We start from the raw sequence: 25,898 nt of genomic DNA, 5'->3' as shown, positions 1-25,898 counted from the left end.
GTCAGGGGCGGGCGGCGCGGGCGCGCGACGGGATCTGGGATATGCCATTCTGGCCTGTCCGGGTCCTTGGGGGGTCTGTTCGGTCCGTCCGAAGCCTAGGGCGGTGCGGTTGACAAAAGCTGAATCCCCGCGCTCTCAGCGTGTCCCTGTCCCGGCGAGCAGATCCTTGAGCCGGTCGCGCATGACCCCGCTGCCCTCCAGCAGATCGCGCGCGCCCGCGAGGCTGGGCGCCTGCGCGGGATCGAACGCGGCGGCCGGGGTGGTCTGGCGGATGGCGGCATAGCCGCTCTGGCCGTCGGGGCCCGCGGTCTCGACCGTGGTCCAGTCCCGCTCGCGCCAGGCCAGCGCGGCCTGGCGGGCGGTATCGCCGGCGGCCCCGTAATAGCGCGCCGCCTCGACCAGATCGCCCCGGGCGCGGGCGGCCTCGGCGCGCAGGAGGTCAGCCTCGGGCGTGTCGAGCCCCGAGAGATATTGCGCCGCTTCGCCGGGCCGACCCGCGGCCAGCGCGAGGCGGGCCCACACAAGCCGTTCCTCGTCGGTGCCGAGCGGCGGAAGGTCCGCGACGATCTCGCCCGCGCGGGGCGCGAAGCCGAGATCGAGCAGCCGGTCGGCCGCGGCCAGGCGCGCCCGGGGCGTCAGGGCCGCATCCGGCGTGGTCAGCACGCCCGAGAACGCCTCGCGCAGCATGTCGGCATCGGAGCCGTCGCGGGCGAGCGCGCGCACGAGGTCGGAGGACAGCTCCTCGACGGAGTCGAGCCCGTGATGGCGCAACATGCCGAAGGCCGTCCCGAAATTGCCCTGGGCGGCATGGCCGCGGATCGCAAGCTGCACGAGGCGCCCGCCCAGCGGGGTGTCGCGCCGTTCATAGGCAAGCGCCTCGGCCAGGCGCAGGGTGTCGGGATCGGGGACAAGGCCGGCGTTCAGCTGGTTCTCGATCCTGAGGGCCACGGCCTCGGGCGAGGCGGGTCCGCCTTCGGACAGGACGTCGTCGATCCGGGCCTCGGCGGCCTCGGTCTCGCCGCGGGTGATGTCGATCCGGGCCTCGACGATCGTCAGTTCGCCCGTGCGCGTCTTGTCGCCCGCCCGCGCCACGGCATTTCGGACCCGCGTCGCGGACTCGGTCGCGCCGGAATCGAGGAATCGCTCGGCCAGGATGGGGCCGAGATGGCGGCGCAGATGCAGCGGAAGTTCCGAGAAAGCGCGGATCACCGCGGCCTCGTCGACCTCGGAGGTGGAGGGAATCCGCGGCCAGGCGAGGGACGCCCAGAGGGCCGCGCGGGTGGGGCAGGAAAGCTGGCCGTCGAAGACCGAAGGCGTTTCGGCGACGCCTTCGTCGATGATCGCGGCAAGCTCGCGCCAGACCGCGGCCGGCGGGGTGTCGAGCCGGACCGTGTCGATCACCGCCCGCGCCTCGGCCCCGAAGCCCAGCGCCAGGTAGGCGCGGACCAGTTGCTCGGCGCCCGCCGGATCGGTCGCATCGCGCATGTTCAGAAGCGCGCCGCGCCCCTCGGCGATCAGCGCCGCCGGATTCCTGTCCTCGCCCCAGGCGGCAAGGTCGAAATAGGCGTCTGGATAGCAGGGATCGCCCAGCGCAGAACGCCCCTGCCCGCTGGCCTGGGGGCCGTAGCCGCGGTCGATGCTGGTCTCGACATGGATGTTCGGCCGTGCCTCCAGCCCGGCCAGCAGGGCGCCGGCATCGGCCGCGTCCGGCGCCGGGGCGGGATCCTGTGCGGGCGGCGGCGGCCTGTCGGGGGTGATGTCGGCGGGTTCGAGCAGGCCCTGGGAGGCGGCCCGGCCGATCTGCTTCATCAGTTCCGACCGGGCGCTTTCGACCCTGGGATCGGGCGGGGCGGCGACGGGCCGCGGATCGGGCGGAAGGAACCGTCCGACCACCGGGGAGGGCGTCATGCGCCCGATATCGAGCGGCAGGCGCACCTGCGGACGGGGGGGGACGACCCGCGGCGGAGCGGGCGGCGCATCCAGCGGCGCCTCGAAGGGCGAGTTGGCGGGCGCGGGACCGTTGCGCAGGTCGAGCACGAGGATGCCCGGACGCAGCAGGAACGCCTCGGCATGGACATTGTCGGGAACGGCAAGCGCCACGACCCCGGGTTCGGCCCGGCCGATCGCGGTCAGGCGGGTGCGGGGGATCAGGTTGAACACGTTGCCGAAGGCGAAATCGAGCCCCGCATTGCCGAAACGCAGCAGGTAGCCGTCGGCGCCGCGCCCCAGCGTCCAGGTCTCGTCGGCCGGGATCTCGAAGACGAGCCGCGAGAAATCCGCGTGCTCGCCCGAGCGGATCGCGACGGTCTGGGCCAGGGAAGGCGCCCAGAACAGCGCGAGAAGAATGGCCAGAAGGCCCCGGCGGATCATGCGGCCTCCTGCTTGGTGGCCTTCAGCGCCTCTTCGAGTTCGGAGAAGCTGGGCCGCATCGCGCCGGGCGTGTTCTGGCGGCCGACCTCGATGCAGATCGTGGGCGGGTGGTTGTGCAGGTTGGCGACCAGCACCTCGCGGATGAGGTGGTAGAAATGGGCGTCTTCCTCGGTGACGGCGCGCACCCGCACGGCGAAGGGGCCCACGAAACCATAGGCGAGGAACACGCCGAGGAAGGTGCCGACCAGTGCACCGCCGATCATCTTGCCGAGGATCTCGGGCGGCTGGTCGATCGAGCCCATGGTCTTGATCACGCCGAGAACGGCCGCGACGATCCCCAGCGCGGGCAGGCCGTCGGCAACGGTCTGCAGCGCGTGGCTGGAATGCATGGCGTGGTGCATATGCGCCTCGAGCCGTTTTTCGAGCACCTCCTCGACCTGATGGGGGTCGTCATAGTTCATGCTGGCCGCGCGCAGGGTGTCGCAGATCAGCTCGACCGCGGTGGAATCGGCCGTGATCTTGGGATAGCGGCCGAAGATCGCGGAATCGGCAGGCGCCTCGATATGGGATTCCAGCTCCAGCGGGTTCTGCCGGGCGACGCGGATCATCTCGAACAACAGGCACAGAAGGTCACGGTAATCCGCGGGTTTCCACTTGGGTCCCTTGAAGATCTTTCCGACATCCTTGAGCGTGTGCTTGATCGACGCCATGTCGTTGCCGATGGCAAAGGCCCCGACCGCGGCGCCGCAGATCATCATCATCTCGAACGGCAACGCCTTGATGATGATCCCGAGCTTGCCGCCTGCCAGCAGGTAGCCCCCGAAGACCATCGCGAAGATGATGACGATGCCGACGATGCCGATCATGGCAGCTCCGATCCGATCCGTTCCGGACGCACTCTCGCAGGCGCGCGTTAAGAAAGACTGATTATTCCCTTGGCGCCCGCGCGTTGCGGCCCGCCAGAATCACGCTGATCGAATAGGCAAGCGGCGGATCGAGCCCCGCCAGGACCGCCGCGGCCGCATCCGGCCGCATCCGGCCGAGGAACCCCGCCGCGAATTCGGGGGCCATCTCGGCAAAGAGCGCGGCGGCCTCGTCGGGCTTCATGTTCTCGTAGACCGCGGTCAGGCGGGCGACATCGGTTTCGGCCGCGTCATCCGCGATGGTCAGGGTGGACTGAAGCGCGGCCTGCGCAGCCTCGAGCGCGGCGATCTGGCGCGCGACCTCCTCTCCGGCGATGTCGAGCGTGGCGGCGCGCTCGTCCAGCAGGGCCTCGCGCGCGGCGACCTCGGCTTCGCGCGCCTGAAGGGCGGCCAGGACGGCGGCGATGTCGGGGGGCGGCGGGCAGGGCTCGGCGATGGCCTGGGTTTCGGACGGCTTCTGGGCCATTCCGCGGATCTCGTCGGTCAGCGCCTGCGCGGTGCCGCCGCCGAAACGGATCAGGCCCGAGGCGAGGAAAAGTCCCGCGATCACCGGCAGCACGGCGCCGCCGCTGCGAAAGGGCGAAGGTTTACGGGTCATTCGGCGGCCTCCGGGACGCGGCGGCGGAAGAGGACAGCCGGGGCCTCTGCCGGGGCCGTTTCTTGCTGGGCCGCTGCGGACGGCGCGGGCGGCGCAGGGGTGGCCGGGGCTGGCGCCTGCGGCGCCTCGGCGGGCAGGTCATGCATCGCCGCGACCAGCAGTTCGAGGCGCCGCGCCACATCCTCGGCCCGCCCGGTCAGGCTTTGCAGCCCGTCGGTCGAGTGGCGCGCGGTGCTTTGTGCGCCTTGCAGGACCTTGGTCATGTCGTCGACCTGCGCCGAGAGCACGGCGATCGCGCCGCCCATGCCCTTTTCCAGGTCGTTGAAGCGCCGCAAGCGGCGCGCCAGGACATGACAGTAGAGCGTGGCGCCCAGCGCCCCGGCGATCAGCAGGATGTCGGCGATCAAGGCCATTCTCGCCTCCTCAGTTCAGCACGAATTCGGTGATCAGAAGGTCGCGCACCCGGTCCGGCCCGGTGACGAGCTGGACCCGGCGCAGCATCTGCGCGCGGAGCGTGATCAGGGCGGTCGGCCGCTCGAACTCCGCGGCCTCGACGGCACGCAGGTAGCTGTTCAGCACATCCAGAACGCGCGGCATCAGCAGCGCCACTTCCGGCTGGTAGGCGGGCGTCACCTCGAGCTGGGCCTGAAAGCGCAGATGGCGGCGCTGCGACTCGGGGCCGAGCGAGATGATCATCGGCTCGACCGGCACGAAGGCCACGCTGCCCAGCATCGAATCGGTCACCTTGCCCGAGCTGTCATGGGCCGCGGCCTGCTTGTCCGACCCGCCGAGGATCATGCCGGAATAAATAGCGAAAAAGGCCCCGCCACCCAGCACGAGCGCCCCGACAACGCCGAAGATCAACGGCTTCTTGGACCGTTTGGGGGGAGCTTCTGCCCCGTCGATTTCCGTACCGGCCATTTCACGGCCTCCTTGACTGTCCCGACCTCTATAGCCGCGGGAGGGCTAACCGATTGTTAAGCCCGTCCTGCGATGGATATGCGGCAGAAACGGGGCAGAAGCCCCCAGGATCGGGAGACCCGACTTGCAGCAGCTGATGGCCATTTGGACCGGGCTGACCCCGCGCCGCCGGGTGATCGTGATTCTGGCGACCGTCGCGATGTTCGCCGCGGTCCTGTTGCTGTCCCGCGTGGCCACGGCCCCGCGCATGGCATTGCTGTATTCCGGTCTCGACACCGCGGCGGCCGGCGAGGTGATCCGCGCCCTCGACCAGGCCGGCGTCGCCTACGAGGTGCGCGGCCCCGCGATCTATGCCGATGCCCGCCACCGCGATTCGCTGCGCATGACGCTGGCCAGCGAAGGGCTGCCCGCGAATGGCGCGGCGGGCTATGAGCTGCTCGACGGGCTGTCGGGATTCGGCACCACCTCGCAGATGTTCGACGCCGCCTATTGGCGCGCCAAGGAGGGCGAGCTGGCGCGCACGATCCTGGCCAATCCGCAGTTCCGCAGCGCGCGGGTGCATATCGCGACGCCCAGCGCGCGGCCCTTCGCGCGCAATGTCAAGCCGGCGGCGGCGGTCACCGTGGGCGCGGCCGGTGGCCCGCTGGCGCCCGCCCAGGCCAAGGCGCTGCGCTATCTGGTGGCCGCGAGCGTCGCGGGAATGATGCCCGCGGACGTGTCGGTAATCGACGCCAATACCGGCACCGTGGTCTCGGAGGACGGCGCAGCCAGCCTGGGCGGCGATGCCGAAGACCGCGCCGAGGCGCTGAAGGCGCGGCTGGAACGGCTGCTGGCGGCCCGTCTGGGTCCGGGACGCGCCGTGGTCGAGGTCAGCATCGAGACGGAAACGCAAAGCGAATCGATCCGCGAGCGGCGGATCGACCCCGAGAGCCGGATCGCGATCAGCTCGGAGAACGAGCAACGCTCGACCAGCGCGAGCGAGACCGGCGGCGGCGCCGTGACCGTGGCAAGCAACCTGCCCGAGGGCGCGGGCGCATCCGACCGGCAGTCGCAGCGCAAGGAAAACCAGACGCAGGAGCGCGTGAACTACGAGGTCTCGCAGACCGAACGCGAGATCCTGCGGGCCCCGGGCGCGCTCAAGCGGCTGAGCGTCGCGGTCCTGGTCGACGGTGTGGCCGGGCGCGACGAGGCAGGCAAGCCGACCTGGGAACCGCTGCCCGAAGCCGAGATCGAGGCGCTGCGCGAACTGGTCGCCTCGGCGGCCGGGTTCGACGACTCGCGTGGCGATGTCATCACGCTGAAATCCATGCCGTTCGAGCCGGTCGAGGCGCTGGGCTCTGGTCCCGGGGGCAGCCTGTTCTCCGAGGTCTTGCTTGACCCGCTGACGCTGATCCAGCTTGCGGTTCTGGCGGTGGTCGCGCTGATCCTGGGGCTGTTCGTGGTCCGCCCGATCCTGGCCGGTGGCGCCAGCGGCGCGTCCGCAAGCCTGCCGCCGCCGCAAGGTGCGGGGGCGGGGCAGACCTGGCTTGACGGCGAGATCGACCCCGATGACGGCTTCGCGCCGGGCCTGCCGATGGGCACGATGGCGATGAACACGCTCGATCCGGCGGAGTTCACCGATAGCGGCTTTGGCGGCGGCGGCTTTGCCGATGGCGGCTTCGGCGCATCCGCGACCGACCCGGTCGGGCGACTGCGCGACCTGATCGAGGAGCGGCGCGAGGAATCGGTCGCGATCCTGCGCGGCTGGATGGAGGAACGGCAGGAGACGCCGTCATGAGCCGACTGAACCTCGAGGATTTCTCGGCCCCGCGGGTCGAGGAGCCGGTGGCCCGGCCCGAGCCGTTCGATGCCCAGGACGTGCGGCTGAAGGCCTTCGAGGAGGGCTACAAGGCCGGTTGGGACGACGCGGCCGCCGCCGAAGCGGAGTCGCATGCGCGCATCGCGGCGGATTTTGCCAAGACCCTGCAGGAAATGTCTTTCAGCTATCACGAGGCCCGCGCCCACATGATGGGCGCGCTGGGGCCGCTGCTGAGCGCGATGGTCGAGCGGGTCATGCCGCAGCTCGCGGCGGCCGGGTTCACCCGGACCGTGGTCGAGACGGCGATGCGCATCGCCGAGACCGAAGCCGACCGGCCCGTGCGGATCCGGGTCTGCGCCGAGAACCGGGCGGCGCTGGAAGACCTGATCTCGGCCGATCCCGGCCTGCCGCTCGCCGTGGTCGAGGACGACACGCTGGGCCCGGGCCAGGCGCTGGTCTCGGCCGGAACTGCCGAAAGCGAAATCGACATCGACGGGATGCTGTCCGCGATCCGGACGGCGCTCGACGAATTCCTGACCACCCAAGAGGAGAGCCGCCGCCATGTCTGACCCCATGTCCGAGGATCCGGCCGCGGCGCCGGGCGCAAGACTGCTCGACCAGGTGCCGATCGAGATCACGGTTTCGGTCGGCAAGGCCCGCCCGCTGCTGCGCGACCTGCTGCGAATCGAACGCGGCGGCGTGCTGCCGCTGGACCGGCGGATCGACGATCCGGTCGAGCTTTACATCGGCGACCGGCTGATCGCGCGCGGCGAATTGCAGGAGGTCGAGGGATCGCAGCCCGGCCAGATCGCGGTGCGGCTGACCGAGGTCATCGACACCGTGACGGGCGGCTGAGCGATGCGCGCGCCCCTGGTCCTTGCCGCGATCGCGCTGGCCGCGCTGGCCCTGCCGGCGGGCGCGCAGGAGATCTCGATCTCGCTCGGCGGCGAGGGCGGTTCGCTGGCGGGACGGGGCGTGCAGCTGATCCTGCTGATCACCGTGCTGAGCCTGGCACCCGGGCTGGCGATCATGGTGACCTGCTTTCCCTTCATCGTAACCGTGCTGGCGATCCTGCGCCAGGCGATCGGGTTGCAGCAATCGCCGCCCAACATGCTGCTGGTCAGCCTGGCGCTGTTCCTGACCTATTTCGTGATGGAACCGACCTTCACGCTGGCCTGGCAGGAGGGCGTGACCCCCCTGATCGAGGAGACGCTGCCGGTCGAAGAGGCGATCCCGCGCATCATCGACCCGTTCCGCGCCTTCATGGCGGCCCGGGCCGAGGTCGACACCTTCGACGCGCTGGCCGCATTGCGGCCGCAGACCGATCCGGAGGTGCCGATGGCCGAGGCGCCGCTGTCGGTCCTGGTGCCCTCGTTCATGCTGAGCGAGATCGGCCGGGCCTTCGAGATCGGTTTCCTGATCTTCCTGCCCTTCCTGATCATCGACCTCGTGGTCGCGGCGATCCTGATGTCGATGGGCATGATGATGGTCCCGCCGGTGATGGTCTCGATGCCGTTCAAGCTGGCCTTCTTCGTTGTGGCCGATGGCTGGACGCTGATTTCCGAGGCGCTGGTGCGCGGTTATTTCCCGGGCGGATAGACCGCCGGGCCGAAGGCCGGGACCGGGCAGGCCCGCACGGGCCATGATCGACTTCTGACCGCGAGGGCTGCAATGCGCGCCCGGTCGCGCCGACCCGCAGACCCCGGCGCCCTCTCGGCATCGCGCATGGCCCCTCGGGCAAGCGCCGTTTCTTGCAGGGGTTGTCCCCGACTCCCGACGGGAGCTGCTGTCATGGGGCGCGCCTGCACGAAGGATCCGAAGGACAGGGGCGGGATGGCGCGGCGCTTGCAAGGCGATCACACCCGGCGCAAGGCATCGGCCGGGGGTGCAGGGTGACGGCAACGGGCTGGACGATGCCACCCCGCGGCCCTGGAACAACCCCGGCATCCGGCGGATATCGAGGCGGGCTGTGTGGTTTCGCAGGGCCATGCCACCAAGGGCGCGCCGGAGCAGGTGCATCCGCATGGGGCGCGAGGGGTTGGGGCGTGATGTTCCGCCAGAGGACAGGCCCGCGGCGGGCGATCCGGCCCGGTTCGCCCGGGCCGAGGGTCAGCCGCACCGCGAAACCCGCGCGCTCGACGCAGGACGAACTCCCCGCGCTCAAAGCACGACGAATCCCGCGCGCTCAACGCACGACGAATTCCGCGTGCAGCGCACCGGCGGCCTTGATGCTCTTGAGAATGTCGATCATGTCGCGCGGCGACACGCCCAGCGCGTTCAGCCCGGCCACAACCTCGGAGAGCGAGGCGCCGCCAGGCACCTCCGCAAGGCCGATGCCCGGCTCTTCCCGGATATCGGCCCGGGTCCGCGGCACGACCACGGTCTGCCCTGGCGCGAAGGGGTTGGGCTGGACGACCATCGGCTCTTCCTCGATCCGGAGCGTGAGGTTGCCCTGCGAGACGGCCACGCGCGAGATGCGCACGTCCTCGCCCATCACGATCGTGCCGGATCTCTGGTCGACGACGACGCGGGCCTTGCGCTGCGGCTCGACGGTGATGCCCTCGATGCGTTGCAGCGCATGGGCGGGCGACGGGGCCTGGGTTGCGCGGATGTCGAGCACGACCGTGCCCGAGTCGATCATGCGCGCCACGCCGCGCCCGTAATTGTTGTTGATCGCCGCCTCGATCCGGCCGGCGGTGGTGAAATCGGGACTGCGCAGCGCAAGCCGCAGCGAGGTCAGCGTGCTGAAGTCGAAATCGATCTCGCGCTCGACCCGGGCGCCGGAGGGAATGACGCCCGAGGTCGGAACCCCCTGGATCACGGTGGCGCCCTCGCCTTCGGCCGCGGCGCCGCCGGCGATCACGGTGCCCTGGGCGACGGCATAGATCTGGCCGTCCGCGGCGTTCAGCGGGGTCATCACCAGCGTTCCGCCCAACAGGCTCTTGGCATCGCCGATCGCCGAGACCGTCACGTCGATCTGCGAGCCCGCGCGCGAAAACGGTGGCAACTCGGCGGTGACGAAAACCGCGGCGACGTTCTTGGGGCGGAACTGTTCGCCGGTAACGTTAACGCCGAGCCGCTCGAGGATGCTGGACATGATCTCTTCGGTGAAGGGGGCGTTGCGGATGCCGTCGCCCGAACCGTTCAGGCCGACCACGAGGCCGTAGCCCACCAGATCGTTGCCGCGCACGCCGTCGAACTCGACCAGATCCTTGATGCGGATCGGAGAGGCGAAGGCCGGAATGGCCAGGGAGACGGCAAGAAGAACGGTCAGGATCCCGCGCATCATCTGAGGAAGTCCACCAGTTTGAGGCGCGAAAGGCGCGCGGTGATGGTATAGATCGTCTCGAGCTGGGTCTCGGCGGCCTTGAGTTCGCTTGCCGCGTCGTAGGGGTCGACGGCAAGCATGTCGAGCCGGGCAAGCTCCAGCATCTGGCGGCTGGAGGCGTTCTCGGTCTTGATGGTCTCGACCTGCGCCTGGGCGGTGCCGACCTCGCCACGCAGGGTGGTCATGTCGGTGGCATTCGTCAACAGCCCGCCGCCAACGGCCACGGCCAGGGCCTTGCGCTGCGCCAGATCGCCGCCGAGGACGGTATTGTCGGACAGGAGCGCACCGGCGACCAGAAGCTTGAGCGTGGTCCGGATGGTCGGGTCCGCCGCGGTCACGTCGAGGGCCAGGCTGTTGCGGTCGTTCAGGCGCGCAGGCCCGACGGGGGTGTCCGATCCCAGATAGCCCAGGGTGTCGAACCCGCCGCCCGGCGTCTCGAACCAGAGGTCGACCGCATCAAGCACATCCTGGACCGAGGTCAGCCCGGCGACGGCCGCCTTGACCTCGTCGAGTATTTCGGGGGCGGAGGCCAGCGCCGGGCCGTTGGTTGCGGCGCCGGCGAACAGCGTCCGGCCGCCGGCCTGGGCATTCAGCGCGGCGACGGAGAGATCAAGCATGCCCTTCGCCTCGATCCCCAGCAGGTCGATCGTGCCCGCGTCGAACATGGTCGTGGCGGTCAGCAGGCCGGACCCCACCTTCTGCGCGGCATCATGCACCTGCCCGAGCGCATTCTGCATCACCTCGGTCGCAAAGGCGGCCTCCCTGGTGGCGATGTCGTAGGAATCCATGACCTTGAGCCCGCGCTCGATCGAGCCGAGCGCGCGGAAATCGCCCCGCAGACGGGCGGCCGGATCGGCGGTGAGCCCGGTCGAGACCTCCTGCCCGAGGCGGGTGAGACGCGCCTTGATCTCGGTGTTCTGGGCGCGCAGGGCGAAGCCGCGGGACAGGTCGCCCAGGGAAATGAAGGACATGGCTCAAAGCTCCATCAGGCGGCGCATCATCTCGTCGACGGTCTGAATGACGCGCGCATTCGCGGCATAGGCCTGTTCGTACATCAGCAGGCGCTGCAACTCGGCATCGGTGTCCACGCCGCCTTGCAGCTCGGCCTCTTTCAGGGCGTTGGTGCGGGCCATCGCGAAACCTTCGTTCTCGATCGCGCGCTGGGCCTTGACCGAGACAAGGGACACGGTTTCGGAAGCGAGGCCGGAGGCCGAGAAGAACTGCCCGGCCAACGGTCCGGACGCGATCGTCCGGCCCGCGCCCAGCGCCCCGGAAAACGCGTCGATCAGGCGGGAATCGCCGACATCGCCGGGCGCCGCGGCGCCGAGACCGGCGCGCAGCCGCCAGAGCGCGCCGCCCTTGTCCGGATCGACCAGCGTGTTGATGGCGATCCGCTCGGACAGGCCGGGTTCCTGCGGCGGAACGGCCGCGGGATCGAAAGGCGCGTTCGCGCCGATGGTGAAGAGCCCGGCCGCCCCGGCCGGAAGCGTCGCATCCAGCGCGGGATCCTGAAACCGCTCGACGAGGTCGCGGGCAACGGCGTCGAGACTGTCCTGCGCCTGGGGCGCGACGATATCGCGCTGCTCGAACAGGGCTCCCAGGCGGCCACCGCCCATAGGTGCGAAACTTCCCGTGGCGGCAACAGGTTCGCCGTTCAGGGTAAGACCGGACAGCGCCCCGCCGTCGAAGGTCATGCCGGAGACGATGAGGCCCGCGGGGGTGAACCCGAATTCCGAGGCCTGCCCGTCGACGAGGGCGGCCCCGGTGCTGCTGTAGAGCGCGATCGTGCCGTTGTCGCGGGGGATCTGACGCAGCGGGACGATCTCGGCGATGCGGTCGACCAGGACCTGGCGCTGGTCGAAAAGCCCGCTGAAATCGGCCCTGCTGCCGGCATGGCTGCGGATCTCGACATTGAGCTCCGCGATGCGGGCAAGCGAATCGTTCAGGGTCTGGACATCGTTGGCGATGGCCGTCTCGGCGTCCATGCGGACCGCCTGGATGTCGTTCGCGGCCGCGCGGATGGTCCCGGCGACGGCCTGCGCGGAGGACAGGACATCCGCCAGCCGGGTGTTGCTGTCAGGGCGGCTGGCCGCCGAGACCAGCGCGGTTTCCATCGCGGCGATGCGCGCCGCGATGGAATCTGGATCGTCGGGCGTGCCCAGCGCGGCCTCGATCCGCGAGAGCGCGTTGGCGCGCACCCCGGCCCCGCCGGTATCGGCCTGGGAAAGTTGCCGATCCGAGATCAGCGCCTGGTTGACGTCGCGGCGCACGCCGTCGACGCGGACGCCACCCGTCGTGACCGTCGAGGTTTCGAGGGAACGGCGGCCATAGCCGTCGGTCAGCGCGTTCGAGATGTTCGTGGATACGACCTGAGCCCCCCTTGACGCGGCGTTCAGGCCGGACAGGGCATTGGACAGGCTTGCACTCAGGCTCATCTTTCACCTCGCTTCCACGCTGACCGGGGGCGACCGGACTAGCGTTTGATGTTTGTCGTTTCCTGCAGCATCTCGTCCACGGTCTGGATCACCTTGGCATTCGACGAATAGGCGCGCTGGGTCTGGATCAGGTCGGTCAGTTCGCCGGCGATGTCGGTCGTCGAGCCTTCGAGCGCGTAGCCGATGACATCGCCCGTGGGCCCGTCACCGGCATCCCACAGGAAGAACGAGCCGCTGGTGCTGGACAGGGTGTAGATCTGGTTGTCCAGCGTGATCAGGCCGTTCGGATTGGGCAGGTCGACGATCGGCACCTGGTAGAGCGTCCGGGTGATGCCCGTGTCGAAGACGGCCTTGACGAACCCGTTGCCATCGACCTCGACCGAGGTCAGGTTGCCCACCGGAAAACCGTTCTTGATGATCGAGGTGGGCGCGAAACTGTCGGAAAGCTGGCTCATGATGCCGCCCGCATTCTGGGCGCCGATATTGATCGACATGGTATCGCCAAGCGGGCCCACATCGACGTTCAGAACCCCCGTCACCGGGTTCCATGCCCCCGCACCGGCCGCGGTTCCGGCTGCGGTCAGGGTGACCGACTGGAGCGTGCCGCCATTGGCCTGGGTTGCGTCGAAGACCAGTTCGTATTCGCCGATCAAGGCGCCGCCCTGGGCGGAGTCACGCAACTCCATCGTCCATCTGTTGGAGGCGGGAGCTGCGCCGGGAACGTCCGGCGTATAGGTCACCGCGATGCTCTGGGAGGTGCCGAGATTGTCGAAATACTCGACCGACAGGTTCAGCGGCGTCCCGGAGGCGCCGGGCTCGGTCTCGGTCGCGGGCAGGTTGACGCCCAGCGTGATCTCGGTGGTCGGTTCGGCCGCGAACTGGTTGGTCTGGATCTGGACCGGCCGCAAGCCGTCGGACGTGTCCCGGGGATAGGGCGGGATCGTGCCGTCGGGGTTGGCAGGCCAGCCCAGCAGCACAAGTCCGGTCGAGGTGCGCAGGATTCCGTTGGCATCGGTCCGGAACGAGCCCGTTGTTGAAAGAAACATCGGATAGTCGTCGGTGTTCGAGATCAGGGACGTTTCCTGCGTCACCGGCAGAAATCCCCGCCCGCGCACCGCAAGATCGGTCGGATTGTTCGTCGCCTCGAGCGCGCCCGACTGGTCGATCATGCGCGACGAGGTGATCCGCACGCCGCCGGCGGTATAGGTCCCGCGGTTGCCGTCCAGCACCATCGAGTGGAAATCGGTCTGCGCCCGCTTGTAGCCATAGGTCGACGAGTTCGCGATGTTGTCGGCAATGGTCGCAAGCCGGTTCGCATTGGCGGCGAGGCCAGAGACACCGGCGTTAAGCGAGGAGGAAATGGTCATGTAAGCGCCTTTCTGCAGCTTGATCCCCAGCCGACAGCACCGTTACACCCCGACATTTAACGCCCCCCTAACATCTAAAATCCCACCTAGTTCCCCGTGTCCGAGCGCAGCAGCACCAGTTCCAGCCGATTGTTGCGCGGCGCCATCGCGACCGAGACGGCGGGCTTGCGGTCGGCATAGCCGGTGATCCGCTCGAACCGGTCCTGGCGCAGCCCGGCCTCCTCGAGCAGGCGGCGGACCGCATGGGCGCGCGCGGTCGAGAGATCCCAGACCGGGTTGTCGGCCAGAACGATGGGCCGGGCGCTGACATGGCCGGCCACCGCCACCTCGTTGCGCACCAGCGTGAAGGCCTGGCCGATGACCGCGATCAGTTCGTCGAGCACAGGCATCGGCTCGGTGCCGTCACCGACGAAGAGCGGCGCGTCGTCGAGGTCGAATATCTCGACGATCAGCCCCTCGTCGGTCAGGCGCGTCGCGATGTGGCGCAGCAATTGCTCGCTGAAGACGGTTTCGCCGCTCTTGCCGTTCAGCAGTTCCTCGATCTCGCGCAGGGCCTCGGCCTCGGCCTGGGCCAACGCGTCGTTCTTCTGCCTTGCGTCCTGCTCCGAGCCGACCTCGCCGCGGGCCTGCCGTTCGGGCGTGGGGCTGGGCTGGGCTGCGCCGGTCCCGGTCTGGGACAGGATGCGTTCGGAGAACACGCTGTCCCCGCCGAAGGCGCCCTCGCCGCCACCGGAGACCCGGTTGACCGGAATCGTGGGATTGAAATAGTCCGCAATCCCCTTGCGTTGTTTTTCCGTCGTCGCGTTCAGCAGCCACATCAGCATGAAGAAGGCCATCATGGCGGTCACGAAGTCGGCATACGCGACCTTCCACGCCCCACCGTGATGTCCGTCGCCGCCCACTACCTTCTTACGCTTGATGATGACTGGCGCGTTCGTACCATGCGCCATCGCACCACCTTCGTATTTGTACCCCACCGCTTTTCTAGTGGGCAGCCATGCCGATCGGGCTAACGCCGAAACTTGGCGGAATTCGGGCGGTAACGCGCGGAACTGAAGCCTTTTTTCGCGCATGTCCCGAGCCTGGTGCGGCCTGGACGTGCAGACGCGCACAGGGCCGGTGTTCCGGCCCGCCCTTGCGGCGGGGCGTCGCGGCGCCAAGCTTCGTGCGAGGGAAAGACACGATGGAAGGGAGACGCGCGATGGCGGTGGAGGGTCTGCACCATGTCACCTCGCTGGCAAGCGGGGCGGTGGCGAACAATGCGTTCTTCACGACGGTTCTGGGCCTGCGGCGGGTGAAGACGACAGTGAATTTCGACGCGCCGGAGGTCTATCACCTCTATTACGGGGACGAGGTCGGGCGGCCGGGCAGCGTGCTGACCTGTTTCCCCTACGAAGGGGCCAGACGCGGGCGCCGGGGCACGGGCGAGGTGCATGTGACGGCGTTCTCGGTGCCCGAGGGCAGCCTGCCGGACTGGCAGGCGCGGCTGCATGCGGCGGGCGTGCCCGGGCTGTCGGTCGAGGAACGCTTTGGCGAGGCGCGGCTTCTGTTCGACGGGCCGGATGGCGAGCGGCTGGCGCTGGTCGAACGGGCGGACGGGCGCACGCCCTGGGCCGGGGGCGGCGTGGCCGCGGCAATGGCGATCCGGGGCTTTCATGCGGTGACGCTGCGGCTGGCCGATGCCGGACCCACGGCAGAGCTGTTGCAGGCCATGGGCTATGCCGAGACCGGCCGGGACCGGGCGCTGCGGCGGTTCGAACTGGCCCGTCATAACGGGGCCGGGATCGTCGATCTGGAAACGGTCGCGGCTGCGCCCGCGGTTCAGGGCGCGGGTTCGGTTCACCATGTCGCCTTCGCGGTGCCCGACCGGGCGGCGCAGGATGCGCTGCGGCAGGCGCTGGCCGATCAGGGGCTGCGCGCGACCCCGCCGATCGACCGCGACTATTTCCACGCGATCTATTTCCGCAGCCCCGGAGGCGTCCTGTTCGAGATTGCGACGAACGCGCCGGGCTTTACCCGCGACGAGGCGCCCGAGCATCTGGGCGAGGCGCTGAAACTGCCGCGCCAGCACGAACACCTGCGCGGGCGGCTGGAGCGCGACCTGGTCCCGCTCGACCCCTGAAACCGCAAGCGGCGCCCGATGGGGCGCCGCCTGGGAGGTCTGGTGCCGGTGAAGGGACTCGAACCCCCGACCCCATCATTACGAATGACGTGCTCTACCAGCTGAGCTACACCGGCACTGGTGGCGGGGTCTTTAGCACCCTCTTGGGGGGGTGTGTAGACCCTTTTTTCGCAGCTAGCCCGCAGACCCGCCCTTGGCCCCGCCGACCAGCAGGGGCAGCATGTCGGCCGCGCCGGGCAGGGCGATCTGGGGCGCGGGGGCGCGTTTCCAGGCCAGCGTGTCGAAGCCGTGGCAGCGGGTGCAGACCGGCGCCCAGGTTTCATGCGCGGCGCCGCAGCTGTCGCAGACCCATTGCGACCCGCGCGGCGCGCTGAGGGCACGGGCGAGGTAGCCGCGCACCACGCTGTCATCGGCGCCCATGCCGCGCTCGATCGCGGCCATCAGGGTCAGCACGCGCGCGGTGGGGTCGGTCTCGACCAGATCGCCCAGCGCCTTGCGGGCGGCGGGGAAATCCTCGGCGGCGATGTGCAGTTCGGCCATCAGCATGCGGGTTTCGGGCTCGTCGGGCTTGCCTGCGGCCAGGGTCTCGAACCGGGCCACCCGCTCGGCCGGGGTCTCGTCGGGCTGAAGCTCGGCGAAGGCGGCGGCGAGGTCGGGATGGGGCTGGATATCCCAGGCGCGTTTCAGGACCTTGAGCGCCTGTTTCGGCTTGTCCTGCTGGTCCAGCGCACGGGCGGCCAGCGCCGCGGCGGGAATCAGGTCGGGCGACAGCCGGTTCGCCTCGATCGCCATGTCGCGCGCCCGCGGCCCCTCGCCATCGACCATCAGGTCGCGCGCCTCGCACAGCGCGAGGATCGCATCGCGCCGCTTGTGGACGTCGCGGGGCAGCGAGCCATGGCGCAGCTTGGCGTTCAGGGTCTGGCGCGCGCCCTTCCAGTCCTCGGCCCGGGCCTGCAGCTGCAACAGCGTGTCCTGGGTTTCCTCATGCCGGGGTTTCAGCGCGAACGCCTTTTCGGCCAGCTTCATCGCGGTGTCGGTGTCGCCCTCGGACAGTTTCTGCTTCATCAGCCCGCGGATGCCGACGAAGCGGGTCCGGTCGTCCTGCAGGAGCTTCTTGTAGATCTCGGTGGCGCGCGTGCGGTCGCCGGACATCTCGGCGGCCTGCGCGGACAGGAGGTTGGTCAGTTCCGGCCGGCGCAGGTAGCGTTCGGCCTTGGCGGCATTCGACATCGCCAGCCGGGATTCGCCCGAGGCCAGCGCCAGCATGCCATCGGCCAGCGCCTGGAAGCCGCGGCGTTCGCGCGAGCGGTTGAAATAGCGCGAGATCGCGGTTTCGTCGCCGTTCAGAAAGCGCAGGAGCGCGACCAGAAAGCCCGCCAGCTTGAGCAACAGCCACACCGCGGCCATCAGCGCCAGCGCGAGGATCACCGCCTGCAGCGGGCCGAGGGCGAATTCGATATCGGCCACCGCGATGCGCAGGCCGGGGGCGTTTTCCATCAGGATGCCGGCGCCATAGGTCAGGCCCGCGACGATCGCGACGAAGATGAGGATCTTGAGAATAGACCAGAGCATGTGTCGCGCGTCCTTACTGGTTCAGGCTTTGCTCGAGCGCGCGGGCGGCCTCGAGGGCATCGGCGCGATCCGTGGCGGCGGCGATCCAGCCCGACATCTCGTCGCGGGCGGGGTCCGGCAGGGCGTCAAGCTCGGTCAGCGCGGCGCGCAGGTCGCCACCGCGCAGCGCCGCCTCGGCCCGCGAAAGGACGGCATCGGCGTCATCCCCCTCGCGAGGCGCGAGCGAGCGCAGGCCAAGCTGGCTGCGCAGGAAGGCATTGACGCGGTCGCCCGCGCTGCCCGCGGCCTCGACCCGCAGCGCCGCGTCCAGCGCCGCGCGCGCGGCGGGCGGGAAATCGCGCTGGAGCGTGGCGAGCGTGGGCGCGCCCTGTGCGGCGAGGCGCGCCAGCACCTCGGGCATCTCGACCCCCGCGAACTGGTCCAGCGCGCCGTCGAAGGCGGCACCGCTGGCCAGCGCGGCGTCGATCCGCATCAGCGCGGCGCGCGCCTCGATCTGGGCGGCGCGGTCCATGGCGGCATCGACCTCGGCCTCGGCCCGGTCGGCGACGGCAGACACCGACTCGGCCAGCTGGGCATTCTCGTCGCGCTGCGTGGCGAGTTCCGCGCGCATCGCGGCGATCTCGCGCTCATAGGCGGCGACGGCCTCGGCGGCCTGTTCCCCGGCCACGGCAAGCTGGGCCTTGGAAAGATCCTCGACCCGGGCATCGAGCCCGGCAAGGCGGTCGGCAAGATCCGCCGTCCGGCCCGATAGCCCGGAGGTCTGCTCGGCCAGGGCGGCGATCTGGGGGGCAAGCGCCTCGGCCCCGGCATTGCCCGCCTCGGCCAGCGCGGCGATCTGGTCCTGAAGGGCCGCGATCTGGGCCTGCGTCTCGGCCAGCCGGGCGTCCGAGGCGGCCAGGACGGCGCGCATCTCGTCGCCGAGACCGGCGCCGGATCCGGGGAAGGGCCAGCCCTCGGGCTTGATGACATTGGCGGCGGCAAAGCCGAGGCCCGCGGCCAGAACGCCGCCGATCACGGGCGCGAGGAAGCCGCCCCGGGCCTGGGGCGCGGGGGCCGGCTTCGCGGGTTTCGGGGCCGCGGCGGGTGCGGGCTCGGCGCTCGGCCTGGCATCCTCCCAGGCGGCGGTCGCCTCGTCGATCGTGTCGGCCAGATCGCGGGGCGCGTCGCCCTGGGTCTCTGTGCCGTCGGTGGCGGGGGGCGTCTCGGATTCCGTGGGCGCGGGCTGTTCGGGGCCGGTTTCGGCCTCTGGCTGCGACAGCGTGTCGGTCTTCACGGGATCCTTGTCGTCTGGGGTATTTGCCACGGAAAACCGCCTTTCGATTCGCTACGCCTTGGGCCGCGCTGGGCGACGCGGCGAACCATACTGGCTCGCCCCTGCGGTCTCAAGACGCTGGGGCCGTGGTAATCGCCTCGCCCAGGGCGTCCAGCATCGCCGGGCCGTCTGGCCGCGCGGCCGGGCACAGGACAACCGGCGCGGGGCCGGTCCAGGCGGCGGTGACCGCAGGGCTCATGGGCACAAGGGCAAGCCGGGCCGGGCTGTCGCCAAGCTGCGCGCCCACCAGCCGGGCGGAACGCGGCGAAAACAGCGGCAGCAGCGTCAGCGGCGCCTGCGCGACGCGGGCCAGAACATCCGCGCCGAAGGGCAGCGCCGCCTGCCGGTAGACCACGCGCGTCTCGATCTCGAAGCCCAGCGCGGTCAGATCGCCCTTTACATCGCCCGCGGCATGTTCGCCCCGCAGATGCAGCAGCATGCCGCTTGGCCCCGCCGCCGCAAGGTCGCGCACCAGGGTTTCGGCGGTGCCTTCGGACGCGGTGGCGGTGAACCCCGCGGCCCGGGCCGCATCCGCCGTCCGCTCGCCCACGCACCAGGCATGAAGCGAGCGGTCGGGCTGGACGGCGGCAAAGGCCGCGACCCCGTTCTCCGAGGTGAAGATCAGCGCCGCCACTCCGTCCAGCGGGATCGGATCGGCCTCGGGCACGATTTCCATCACCGGCGCGGTCAGGATGTCGAAGCCCGTGCCGAAGCGGGCGGTGAACTCGTCGGCGAAGCGGGCCGATTGCGCCCGGGGACGGGTCAGCAGCAGAAGGGGGCGTTCATGGGGCAAGGCGGGCCTCGCGGGATTGTGCCGGTGGTCGGGCTGGTGTTACCTGCCGCGGTCAGACGAGGCAACGGCAGAGCCATGGGCGACACCCTTACCGTATTGGGGCTGGAAAGCAGCTGCGACGATACCGCCGCGGCCGTGGTGCGCCAGCGCGCCGGGTGCCTGCCCGAAATCCTGTCCTCGGTCGTGCGGGGGCAGACCGCGCTGCACGCGCCCTTTGGCGGCGTGGTGCCCGAGATTGCGGCCCGCGCGCATGCCGAGAAGATCGACCTGTGCGTGGAGCAGGCGCTGGCCGCTGCGGGTGTGGGGCTGGGCGATCTGGACGCGGTGGCGGTGACGGCGGGGCCGGGGCTGATCGGCGGCGTGCTGGCGGGCGTGATGTGCGCCAAGGGGATTTGCGCGGCGACCGGGCTGCCGCTGGTGGGGGTGAACCACCTGGCGGGGCACGCGCTGACCCCGCGGCTGACCGATGGGCTGGGTTTTCCCTATCTGATGCTTCTGGCCTCGGGCGGGCATTGCCAGTTCCTGTCGGTCGCGGGGGTCGAGGATTTCACGCGGCTGGGCGGCACCATCGACGACGCACCGGGCGAGGCGTTTGACAAGACGGCAAAGCTGCTGGGCCTGCCCCAGCCCGGCGGGCCGGAGGTCGAGCGTGCGGCGATGGCGGGCGATCCGGGGCGGTTCGCCTTTCCGCGCCCGCTGATGGACCGGCCGGGCTGCGACATGTCTTTTTCCGGGTTGAAGACCGCGCTGCTGCGGGCGCGGGATGCCATCATCGCGGAAAAGGGCGGGATCACCGTTCAGGACCGCGCCGACCTGTGCGCGGCGTTCCAGGCGGCGGTGCGCGATGTGCTGGCGGGCAAGGCGGCCCGGGCGGTGGCGGCGGCCCCCGGCGCAACCGCGCTGGCGGTGGCGGGGGGTGTCGCCGCGAACCGCGTGATCCGCGCGGCGCTGGAGCAGGTCGCAGGCGATGCGGGGCTGCGCTTTGTCGCGCCACCGCTTGCCTTGTGCACCGACAACGCGGCGATGATCGCCTGGGCGGGGCTGGAGCGGTTCCGGCTGGGCGCGCGCGACGGGATGGACCTGGTCGCCCGGCCGCGCTGGCCACTGGACGAGACACAACCCGCCCTGATCGGTGCGGGCAAGAGGGGAGCCAAGGCATGAGCGTGATCGGGATTGCAGGCGCGGGGGCGTTCGGGACGGCGATGGGCGTCGTTCTGGCCGAGGCCGGGCGCGACGTGGCGATCTGGGCGCATGACGAGGCGTTTGCCGAGGAAATCCGGCAGCGCAACGAAAACCCCCGCCTGCCGGGTGTGCAACTGCCCTCGAACGTGGCGATCACTTCCGATATCGACGCGATCGGCGGCTCGGAACTGGTGCTGCTGGCAACGCCGATGCAGGTGCTGGCCAGCGTGCTGGAAACCTTTGGTCCCCGGCTTGGGGCGAAGGCGATGGTGGCCTGTTGCAAGGGCGTCGATCTGGCGACCGGGCGGGGGCCGGTGGAGATCATCGCCGAGAATTGCCCCGGGACGGTGCCCGCGGTGCTGACCGGGCCGAGTTTCGCCACCGACATCGCGCGCGGACTGCCCACCGCGCTGACGCTGGCCTGCGCCGACCCGTCCGTGGGCGTGGCCTTGCAGGAACGGCTGTCGACCCAGACGCTCAGGCTTTACCGCACGACCGACACGGTGGGGGCGGAACTGGGCGGCGCGCTGAAGAACGTGATGGCGATTGCGGCGGGCATCGTGATCGGAACGGGGCTGGGCGAAAGCGCGCGGGCGGCGCTGATCACGCGGGGCTTTGCCGAGATGCAGCGCTTTGCCCGCGTCTATGGCGCGGACCCCGAAACGCTGGCAGGGCTGTCGGGCTTCGGCGATCTGGTGCTGACCTGCACCTCGGCGCAGTCGCGCAATTTCAGCTTTGGCGTGGCGCTGGGCAAGGGTCAATATTTCGACCCCGAGGTGACGGTCGAGGGCGCGGCCACCGCCCGCGCCGTTGCCGCCATCGCCACGGCGCGCGGCATCGACATGCCGGTGACCCAAAGCGTCGCCCATGTGATCGACGGCCGGCGCAGCATTTCCGAGGCGGTCAAGATCCTCTTGAGCCGCCCGCTGAAGGAGGAATGAGACATGCCGCTTTTCGCGCTGATCTGCCGGGACAGGCCCGGCCATCTGCAAACCCGCCTGGACAACCGCGCCGCCCATCTGGGCTATATCGAACAATCCGGCGTGGTAGCGCAGGCCGGGCCGTTCCTGGACGGCGCCGGGCAGATGTGCGGCTCGCTGGTGATCCTGGACGTGGCCGACCGCGCGGCGGCCGAGGCCTGGGCGGCGGGCGACCCTTACGCCAAGGCGGGGCTGTTCGACAGCGTCGTGATCGAGGAATGGAAACGGGTGATCGGCTGATGGCGTATTGGCTGTTCAAGTCCGAGCCCAGCACCTGGAGCTGGGACGACCAGGTGGCCCGCGGCGATGCGGGCGAGGAATGGGACGGCGTGCGCAACTATCAGGCGCGCAACAACATGCGGGCGATGAGGCTGGGGGATCGGGGGTTCTTTTACCACTCGCTCAGCGAAAAGGCGGTGGTCGGCATCGTCGAGGTGATCGCCGAGGCCCATCCCGACAGCAAGGCCGACGATCCGCGCTGGGAATGCGTGGACATCAAGGCGGTGCAACCGCTGCCCCGGCCCGTGACGCTGGAGATGTGCAAGGCCGAGCCGCGTCTGGCGGACATGGTGCTGGTCAACAACTCGCGCCTGTCGGTGCAGCCGGTGACGGACGATGAATGGCGGATCGTCTGCGAGATGGGCGGGCTGTAGCGGGAATTTCCGCCAGCGGCACTCCGAAAAAAATGGAGGGCTCCACCAGATGCGGAACCCTCCATCACCCCACGTGCACCCTGCGCACCACACGTGAACCTATCTGAGGGCCCCACCATACTGGAGGGCATGTCCGGACCTTAACCCGGGCTGCCGCTCGGCGCAAAGGGCAAGTGCCCGCAATTTGAGACGACTGGGCAGGGAACGCTAAGGGCGCCCGCCGGGGGCGCCCCCGATCCGCGCCGCGAAGGATCAGCCGTAGATCTGTTCCTTGCCGAAATGCTTGGTCAGCATGTAGTAGACCACCGCGCGATACTTGTTGCGCTCGGACTGGCCATAGGTCTCGATCACCGCGTTGATCGCCTCGGTCAGTTCGGGACCGTCGGGCAGGCCAAGCTTCTTGATGAGGAAATTGGTCCGAACCGTCTCGATCTCTCCCGGCTGGGTGGCGGCGACGGTCGCGGCGTCGGCATCGTAGATCGCGGGGCCGCAGCCGATGGTGACCTTGGTCAGCAGTTCCATGTCCGGTTCGATCCCGCATTTGTTGCGCAGGTCGTCGGCATATCGTGCGATCAGCTCTTCGCGTTTTCCCATCTTGCTCCTCCACATATGGCGTTCCGGTTTCTCCGGATGGCCGAAGCCTAGGCCCAAACGAATCGGGGACAAAGGAAAAACCGGGCGACCCGGCGGCAGGCCGGGCATGTGTCGCTTTCACGCCTTGAGGCCGCCGCCGGGGCGCTGTCATATCGGCGCCAGTCACGACGAGGAGGGAACGGGATGGCGTCCTATCTGAAGACCACGCCGACGCGGGAGGGATGGTTTGGCGAGTATGGCGGCGCGATGCTGCCGCCGCCGCTGGAGCCGCATTTCAAGGCGATCCGCGACGCCTATGACCGGATTTCCAAGTCGGCCGAGTTCATCCGCGAGCTGCGCTATATCCGCAAGCATTTCCAGGGCCGGCCGACGCCGGTCTCGCATCTGAAGAACCTGTCGGCGCTGTGCGGCGGCGCGCAGATCTATGCCAAGCGCGAGGATCTGAACCATACCGGCGCGCACAAGCTGAACCATTGCATGGCCGAGGGGTTGCTGGCGCGCTTCATGGGCAAGACGAAGCTGATGGCCGAAACCGGCGCGGGCCAGCATGGCGTGGCGCTGGCCACGGCAGCGGCCTATTTCGGCATGGACTGCGAGATCCACATGGGCGAGATCGACATCGCCAAGGAGGCGCCGAACGTCACCCGGATGAAGCTGCTGGGCGCGACGGTGGTGCCGGTGGGCTTTGGCGGGCGGTCGCTGAAGGAGGCGGTGGATTCGTGCTTCCAGAGCTATCTGGGGCAGGCCGACACGGCGCTGTTCGCCATCGGCTCGGTGGTGGGACCGCATCCCTTTCCGATGATGGTCAGGAACTTCCAGCATGTGGTGGGCGTCGAGGCGCGCGAGCAGTTTCTGGAACTGACGGGCGAGCTGCCCGACATGGTGGCGGCCTGCGTCGGCGGGGGCTCGAACGCGATGGGCCTGTTCTCGGGCTTCATCGACGACGACGTGGCGCTTTACGGGGTCGAGCCGCTGGGCACGTCCTCGACGCTGGGCGACCATGCCGCGACGATCACCTATGGCGAGGATGGCGATATCCACGGGTTCCGGACCATGGTGCTGAAGGATGCGGAGGGCAATCCGGCGCCGGTGCATACCGTGGCCTCGGGGCTGGACTATCCGGGCGTGGGGCCGGAACATGCGCATCTGCATCGCACCGGGCGGGTCACCTATACGGCGGCCGACGACAAGGAGGCGCTGGCCGCCTTCTTCGCGCTGTCGCGGCACGAAGGCATCATCCCGGCGCTGGAAAGCGCGCATGCCGTGGCCTTTGCCATGCGCGAGGCGGAGAACCATCCGGGCAAGTCGATCCTGATCAACCTGTCGGGGCGGGGCGACAAGGATATCGACTATGTGACGCAGACCTACGGGTTCGGCGAGAACCTTTAGGCCGATCAGTCCCTGTTCCGGCTGAAAACGCCCGCCGAAACGAAACGCGCCGCCCGGTATCCCCGGACGGCGCAGCTGTCCCGCGAAGGGACCGATCTCAGTAGCGGTAATGTTCCGGCTTGAACGGGCCTTCGGGGGTGACGCCGATATAGGCGGCCTGTTCGGGCGACAGCCGGGTCAGCTTGACGCCGATCCTGTCCAGATGCAGGCGGGCGACCTTTTCATCCAGATGCTTGGGCAGGATGTAGACGCCGGGCTGGTAGTCGTCGCCCTTGGTCCACAGTTCGATCTGCGCCAGAACCTGGTTGGTGAAGCTTGCGGACATCACGAAGGACGGATGGCCGGTGGCGTTGCCGAGGTTCAGCAGGCGCCCCTCGGACAGAAGGATGATCCGCGCGCCCGAAGGCATCTCGATCATGTCCACCTGGTCCTTGATATTGGTCCATTTGTGGTTCTTCAGCGCGGCGACCTGAATCTCGTTGTCGAAATGGCCGATATTGCCGACGATCGCCATGTCCTTCATCTCGCGCATATGCTCGATGCGGATCACGTCCTTGTTGCCGGTGGTGGTGATGAAGATGTCGGCGGTGCCGATCACATCCTCCAGCAGCACGACCTCGAACCCGTCCATCGCGGCCTGAAGCGCGCAGATCGGGTCGACCTCGGTCACCTTGACGCGGGCACCGGCGCCGCGCAGCGAGGCGGCCGAGCCCTTGCCGACATCGCCATAGCCGCAGACGACGGCGACCTTGCCCGCCATCATCGTGTCGGTGGCCCGCCGGATGCCGTCGACGAGGCTTTCCTTGCAGCCATACTTGTTATCGAATTTCGACTTGGTGACGCTGTCGTTCACGTTGATCGCCGGGAAGGGCAGCAGGCCCTTGGCGTGCAGCTCGTAAAGGCGGTGAACGCCGGTGGTCGTTTCCTCGGACACGCCGCGGATCGCCTCGCGCTGGCGGGTGAACCAGCCGGGGGTTTCGGCCAGGCGCTTGCGGATCTGGGCGAACAGCGCCTCTTCCTCTTCCGAGGTGGGCACGGCGATCAGGTCTTCCTCGCCGTTCTCGACACGCGCGCCGAGCAGGACGTAAAGCGTGGCATCCCCGCCATCGTCGAGGATCATGTTGGCGGTGCCCTCCGCGAACTGGAAGATCCTGTCGGTATAGGCCCAGTAATCGACCAGCGTTTCGCCCTTGATGGCGAAGACGGGCACGCCCGCCTCGGCGATGGCGGCCGCAGCGTGGTCCTGGGTCGAGAAGATGTTGCACGACGCCCAGCGCACATCGGCGCCCAGCGCCACCAGCGTCTCGATCAGGACCGCGGTCTGGATCGTCATGTGCAGGCTGCCCGCGATGCGTGCGCCTTTCAGCGGTTTCGTCTCGCCGAATTCGGCGCGCAGCGCCATCAGGCCCGGCATCTCGGTCTCGGCGATGTCCAGTTCCTTGCGACCGAACGCGGCCAGCGAAATGTCCTTGACGATGTAGTCCTGCGCCATTGCGCCAATCTCCTCGTGTGTCGAAGCTCAGGCGGCACATAGCACCGCGCGCCCGGGTCGACAATGCGC

General features: G+C 69.2%; 25 protein-coding genes and 1 tRNA gene. 10 read left to right on the top strand and 16 right to left on the bottom strand.

Going from position 1 to position 25,898, the window contains the following annotated elements:
* Positions 1-135: 135 nt before the first annotated feature.
* From NHN26_RS01040 to NHN26_RS01020, 5 genes are all read right to left on the bottom strand, one after another.
* Complete coding sequence (locus NHN26_RS01040; RefSeq protein WP_253087672.1) at positions 136-2,370, bottom strand: hypothetical protein; 2,235 nt, start codon at positions 2,368-2,370, stop codon at positions 136-138.
* Positions 2,367-3,236, bottom strand: a complete 870-nt coding sequence (motA, locus tag NHN26_RS01035; RefSeq protein ID WP_253087671.1) for a flagellar motor stator protein MotA — start codon at positions 3,234-3,236, stop codon at positions 2,367-2,369. Before motA ends, NHN26_RS01040 begins: the two co-directional genes overlap by 4 nt.
* A gap of 61 nt (positions 3,237-3,297) precedes the next feature.
* Positions 3,298-3,891, bottom strand: a complete 594-nt coding sequence (locus NHN26_RS01030; protein WP_253087670.1) for a MotE family protein — start codon at positions 3,889-3,891, stop codon at positions 3,298-3,300.
* Positions 3,888-4,304, bottom strand: coding sequence for a hypothetical protein (locus tag NHN26_RS01025; RefSeq protein ID WP_253087669.1), 417 nt, complete (start codon positions 4,302-4,304; stop codon positions 3,888-3,890). Before NHN26_RS01025 ends, NHN26_RS01030 begins: the two co-directional genes overlap by 4 nt.
* Positions 4,305-4,314: 10 nt before the next feature.
* Complete coding sequence (locus NHN26_RS01020) at positions 4,315-4,812, bottom strand: flagellar basal body-associated FliL family protein (RefSeq protein WP_253087668.1); 498 nt, start codon at positions 4,810-4,812, stop codon at positions 4,315-4,317.
* 136 nt (positions 4,813-4,948) lie between these two features.
* On the opposite strand from NHN26_RS01020, the gene fliF reads away from it, so the two are divergent.
* From fliF to fliP, 4 genes are read left to right on the top strand one after another with little or no spacing between them, the layout of a single operon-like run.
* Positions 4,949-6,589 carry a flagellar basal-body MS-ring/collar protein FliF gene (fliF, locus tag NHN26_RS01015; RefSeq protein ID WP_253087667.1) on the top strand — a complete coding sequence of 547 codons (1,641 nt, stop codon included), beginning with the start codon at positions 4,949-4,951 and terminating at the stop codon, positions 6,587-6,589.
* Positions 6,586-7,179, top strand: a complete 594-nt coding sequence (locus tag NHN26_RS01010) for a FliH/SctL family protein (protein ID WP_253087666.1) — start codon at positions 6,586-6,588, stop codon at positions 7,177-7,179. The genes fliF and NHN26_RS01010 overlap by 4 nt, the downstream gene beginning before the upstream one ends.
* Positions 7,172-7,465, top strand: coding sequence for a FliM/FliN family flagellar motor switch protein (locus NHN26_RS01005; RefSeq protein WP_253087665.1), 294 nt, complete (start codon positions 7,172-7,174; stop codon positions 7,463-7,465). Before NHN26_RS01010 ends, NHN26_RS01005 begins: the two co-directional genes overlap by 8 nt.
* A 3-nt stretch (positions 7,466-7,468) precedes the next feature.
* The gene (gene fliP / locus NHN26_RS01000; RefSeq protein ID WP_253087664.1) at positions 7,469-8,209 is read left to right on the top strand and encodes a flagellar type III secretion system pore protein FliP; all 741 of its coding nucleotides are present in this window, start codon (positions 7,469-7,471) and stop codon (positions 8,207-8,209) included.
* A gap of 586 nt (positions 8,210-8,795) precedes the next feature.
* Here fliP and NHN26_RS00995 read toward each other — a convergent pair.
* The 5 genes from NHN26_RS00995 to NHN26_RS00975 form a co-directional block, all read right to left on the bottom strand.
* Positions 8,796-9,899, bottom strand: a complete 1,104-nt coding sequence (locus NHN26_RS00995) for a flagellar basal body P-ring protein FlgI (RefSeq protein WP_253087663.1) — start codon at positions 9,897-9,899, stop codon at positions 8,796-8,798.
* Positions 9,896-10,909 carry a flagellin gene (locus tag NHN26_RS00990; protein ID WP_253087662.1) on the bottom strand — a complete coding sequence of 338 codons (1,014 nt, stop codon included), beginning with the start codon at positions 10,907-10,909 and terminating at the stop codon, positions 9,896-9,898. The genes NHN26_RS00995 and NHN26_RS00990 overlap by 4 nt, the downstream gene beginning before the upstream one ends.
* Positions 10,910-10,912: 3 nt before the next feature.
* Positions 10,913-12,373, bottom strand: a complete 1,461-nt coding sequence (flgK, locus tag NHN26_RS00985; protein WP_253087661.1) for a flagellar hook-associated protein FlgK — start codon at positions 12,371-12,373, stop codon at positions 10,913-10,915.
* Positions 12,374-12,411: 38 nt separating this feature from the next.
* Entirely contained in the window at positions 12,412-13,740 is a 1,329-nt protein-coding gene (locus tag NHN26_RS00980; protein WP_253087660.1) for a flagellar hook protein FlgE, read from the bottom strand.
* Between the two features lie 86 nt (positions 13,741-13,826).
* Positions 13,827-14,690: a flagellar motor protein MotB gene (locus tag NHN26_RS00975; RefSeq protein ID WP_253087659.1), complete on the bottom strand. Its 864-nt coding sequence runs from the start codon at positions 14,688-14,690 to the stop codon at positions 13,827-13,829.
* A 233-nt stretch (positions 14,691-14,923) separates the two neighbouring features.
* On the opposite strand from NHN26_RS00975, the gene NHN26_RS00970 reads away from it, so the two are divergent.
* Positions 14,924-15,862 carry a VOC family protein gene (locus NHN26_RS00970; protein WP_253087658.1) on the top strand — a complete coding sequence of 313 codons (939 nt, stop codon included), beginning with the start codon at positions 14,924-14,926 and terminating at the stop codon, positions 15,860-15,862.
* Positions 15,863-15,902: 40 nt separating this feature from the next.
* On the opposite strand, the gene NHN26_RS00965 is transcribed toward NHN26_RS00970, so the two are convergent.
* The 4 genes from NHN26_RS00965 to NHN26_RS00950 form a co-directional block, all read right to left on the bottom strand.
* A tRNA-Thr gene (locus NHN26_RS00965) sits at positions 15,903-15,978 on the bottom strand.
* Between the two features lie 58 nt (positions 15,979-16,036).
* Entirely contained in the window at positions 16,037-17,434 is a 1,398-nt protein-coding gene (locus tag NHN26_RS00960; protein WP_253087657.1) for a heme biosynthesis protein HemY, read from the bottom strand.
* A gap of 13 nt (positions 17,435-17,447) precedes the next feature.
* A complete protein-coding gene (locus tag NHN26_RS00955) occupies positions 17,448-18,737 on the bottom strand; it encodes a COG4223 family protein (RefSeq protein ID WP_253087656.1) in 1,290 nt (429 codons plus the stop codon).
* Positions 18,738-18,816: 79 nt separating this feature from the next.
* The gene (locus NHN26_RS00950; protein ID WP_253087655.1) at positions 18,817-19,539 is read right to left on the bottom strand and encodes a uroporphyrinogen-III synthase; all 723 of its coding nucleotides are present in this window, start codon (positions 19,537-19,539) and stop codon (positions 18,817-18,819) included.
* A 75-nt stretch (positions 19,540-19,614) separates the two neighbouring features.
* On the opposite strand from NHN26_RS00950, the gene tsaD reads away from it, so the two are divergent.
* From tsaD to NHN26_RS00930, 4 genes are read left to right on the top strand one after another with little or no spacing between them, the layout of a single operon-like run.
* Positions 19,615-20,700, top strand: a complete 1,086-nt coding sequence (tsaD, locus tag NHN26_RS00945; RefSeq protein ID WP_253087654.1) for a tRNA (adenosine(37)-N6)-threonylcarbamoyltransferase complex transferase subunit TsaD — start codon at positions 19,615-19,617, stop codon at positions 20,698-20,700.
* On the top strand, positions 20,697-21,662 hold the full coding sequence (locus tag NHN26_RS00940) for an NAD(P)H-dependent glycerol-3-phosphate dehydrogenase (protein WP_253087653.1): 966 nt from the start codon (positions 20,697-20,699) through the stop codon (positions 21,660-21,662). The genes tsaD and NHN26_RS00940 overlap by 4 nt, the downstream gene beginning before the upstream one ends.
* Positions 21,663-21,665: 3 nt before the next feature.
* Entirely contained in the window at positions 21,666-21,941 is a 276-nt protein-coding gene (locus NHN26_RS00935) for a YciI family protein (protein ID WP_253087652.1), read from the top strand.
* Positions 21,941-22,354, top strand: a complete 414-nt coding sequence (locus NHN26_RS00930; RefSeq protein WP_253087952.1) for an EVE domain-containing protein — start codon at positions 21,941-21,943, stop codon at positions 22,352-22,354. The genes NHN26_RS00935 and NHN26_RS00930 overlap by 1 nt, the downstream gene beginning before the upstream one ends.
* 252 nt (positions 22,355-22,606) lie before the next feature.
* On the opposite strand, the gene NHN26_RS00925 is transcribed toward NHN26_RS00930, so the two are convergent.
* The gene (locus NHN26_RS00925; protein WP_253087651.1) at positions 22,607-22,948 is read right to left on the bottom strand and encodes a DUF2853 family protein; all 342 of its coding nucleotides are present in this window, start codon (positions 22,946-22,948) and stop codon (positions 22,607-22,609) included.
* 183 nt (positions 22,949-23,131) lie between these two features.
* Here NHN26_RS00925 and trpB point away from each other — a divergent pair, with 183 nt between their 5' ends.
* Positions 23,132-24,337, top strand: a complete 1,206-nt coding sequence (gene trpB / locus NHN26_RS00920; protein WP_253087650.1) for a tryptophan synthase subunit beta — start codon at positions 23,132-23,134, stop codon at positions 24,335-24,337.
* 97 nt (positions 24,338-24,434) lie between these two features.
* Here trpB and ahcY read toward each other — a convergent pair whose 3' ends face one another.
* Positions 24,435-25,829, bottom strand: coding sequence for an adenosylhomocysteinase (gene ahcY / locus NHN26_RS00915; protein WP_253087649.1), 1,395 nt, complete (start codon positions 25,827-25,829; stop codon positions 24,435-24,437).
* Positions 25,830-25,898 lie beyond the last annotated feature (69 nt).

The sequence above is a fragment of the Rhodovulum tesquicola genome, assembly GCF_024128855.1.
Lineage (GTDB): Bacteria > Pseudomonadota > Alphaproteobacteria > Rhodobacterales > Rhodobacteraceae > Rhodovulum > Rhodovulum tesquicola.
The sequence above is the reverse complement of the archived record's forward strand: the minus strand, read 5'-3'. Positions and strand labels throughout refer to the sequence as shown.

Excerpts from the sequence above, each read along its gene's own strand:
- NHN26_RS01040 (WP_253087672.1), bottom strand. The coding sequence starts at position 2,370 with ATGATCCGCCGGGGCCTTCTGGCCATTCTTCTCGCGCTGTTCTGGGCG.
- motA (WP_253087671.1), bottom strand. The coding sequence starts at position 3,236 with ATGATCGGCATCGTCGGCATCGTCATCATCTTCGCGATGGTCTTCGGG.
- NHN26_RS01030 (WP_253087670.1), bottom strand. The coding sequence starts at position 3,891 with ATGACCCGTAAACCTTCGCCCTTTCGCAGCGGCGGCGCCGTGCTGCCG.
- NHN26_RS01025 (WP_253087669.1), bottom strand. The coding sequence starts at position 4,304 with ATGGCCTTGATCGCCGACATCCTGCTGATCGCCGGGGCGCTGGGCGCC.
- NHN26_RS01020 (WP_253087668.1), bottom strand. The coding sequence starts at position 4,812 with ATGGCCGGTACGGAAATCGACGGGGCAGAAGCTCCCCCCAAACGGTCC.
- fliF (WP_253087667.1), top strand. The coding sequence starts at position 4,949 with ATGGCCATTTGGACCGGGCTGACCCCGCGCCGCCGGGTGATCGTGATT.
- NHN26_RS01010 (WP_253087666.1), top strand. The coding sequence starts at position 6,586 with ATGAGCCGACTGAACCTCGAGGATTTCTCGGCCCCGCGGGTCGAGGAG.
- NHN26_RS01005 (WP_253087665.1), top strand. The coding sequence starts at position 7,172 with ATGTCTGACCCCATGTCCGAGGATCCGGCCGCGGCGCCGGGCGCAAGA.
- fliP (WP_253087664.1), top strand. The coding sequence starts at position 7,469 with ATGCGCGCGCCCCTGGTCCTTGCCGCGATCGCGCTGGCCGCGCTGGCC.
- NHN26_RS00995 (WP_253087663.1), bottom strand. The coding sequence starts at position 9,899 with ATGATGCGCGGGATCCTGACCGTTCTTCTTGCCGTCTCCCTGGCCATT.
- NHN26_RS00990 (WP_253087662.1), bottom strand. The coding sequence starts at position 10,909 with ATGTCCTTCATTTCCCTGGGCGACCTGTCCCGCGGCTTCGCCCTGCGC.
- flgK (WP_253087661.1), bottom strand. The coding sequence starts at position 12,373 with ATGAGCCTGAGTGCAAGCCTGTCCAATGCCCTGTCCGGCCTGAACGCC.
- NHN26_RS00980 (WP_253087660.1), bottom strand. The coding sequence starts at position 13,740 with ATGACCATTTCCTCCTCGCTTAACGCCGGTGTCTCTGGCCTCGCCGCC.
- NHN26_RS00975 (WP_253087659.1), bottom strand. The coding sequence starts at position 14,690 with ATGGCGCATGGTACGAACGCGCCAGTCATCATCAAGCGTAAGAAGGTA.
- NHN26_RS00970 (WP_253087658.1), top strand. The coding sequence starts at position 14,924 with ATGGAAGGGAGACGCGCGATGGCGGTGGAGGGTCTGCACCATGTCACC.
- NHN26_RS00960 (WP_253087657.1), bottom strand. The coding sequence starts at position 17,434 with ATGCTCTGGTCTATTCTCAAGATCCTCATCTTCGTCGCGATCGTCGCG.
- tsaD (WP_253087654.1), top strand. The coding sequence starts at position 19,615 with ATGGGCGACACCCTTACCGTATTGGGGCTGGAAAGCAGCTGCGACGAT.
- NHN26_RS00940 (WP_253087653.1), top strand. The coding sequence starts at position 20,697 with ATGAGCGTGATCGGGATTGCAGGCGCGGGGGCGTTCGGGACGGCGATG.
- NHN26_RS00935 (WP_253087652.1), top strand. The coding sequence starts at position 21,666 with ATGCCGCTTTTCGCGCTGATCTGCCGGGACAGGCCCGGCCATCTGCAA.
- NHN26_RS00930 (WP_253087952.1), top strand. The coding sequence starts at position 21,941 with ATGGCGTATTGGCTGTTCAAGTCCGAGCCCAGCACCTGGAGCTGGGAC.
- NHN26_RS00925 (WP_253087651.1), bottom strand. The coding sequence starts at position 22,948 with ATGGGAAAACGCGAAGAGCTGATCGCACGATATGCCGACGACCTGCGC.
- trpB (WP_253087650.1), top strand. The coding sequence starts at position 23,132 with ATGGCGTCCTATCTGAAGACCACGCCGACGCGGGAGGGATGGTTTGGC.
- ahcY (WP_253087649.1), bottom strand. The coding sequence starts at position 25,829 with ATGGCGCAGGACTACATCGTCAAGGACATTTCGCTGGCCGCGTTCGGT.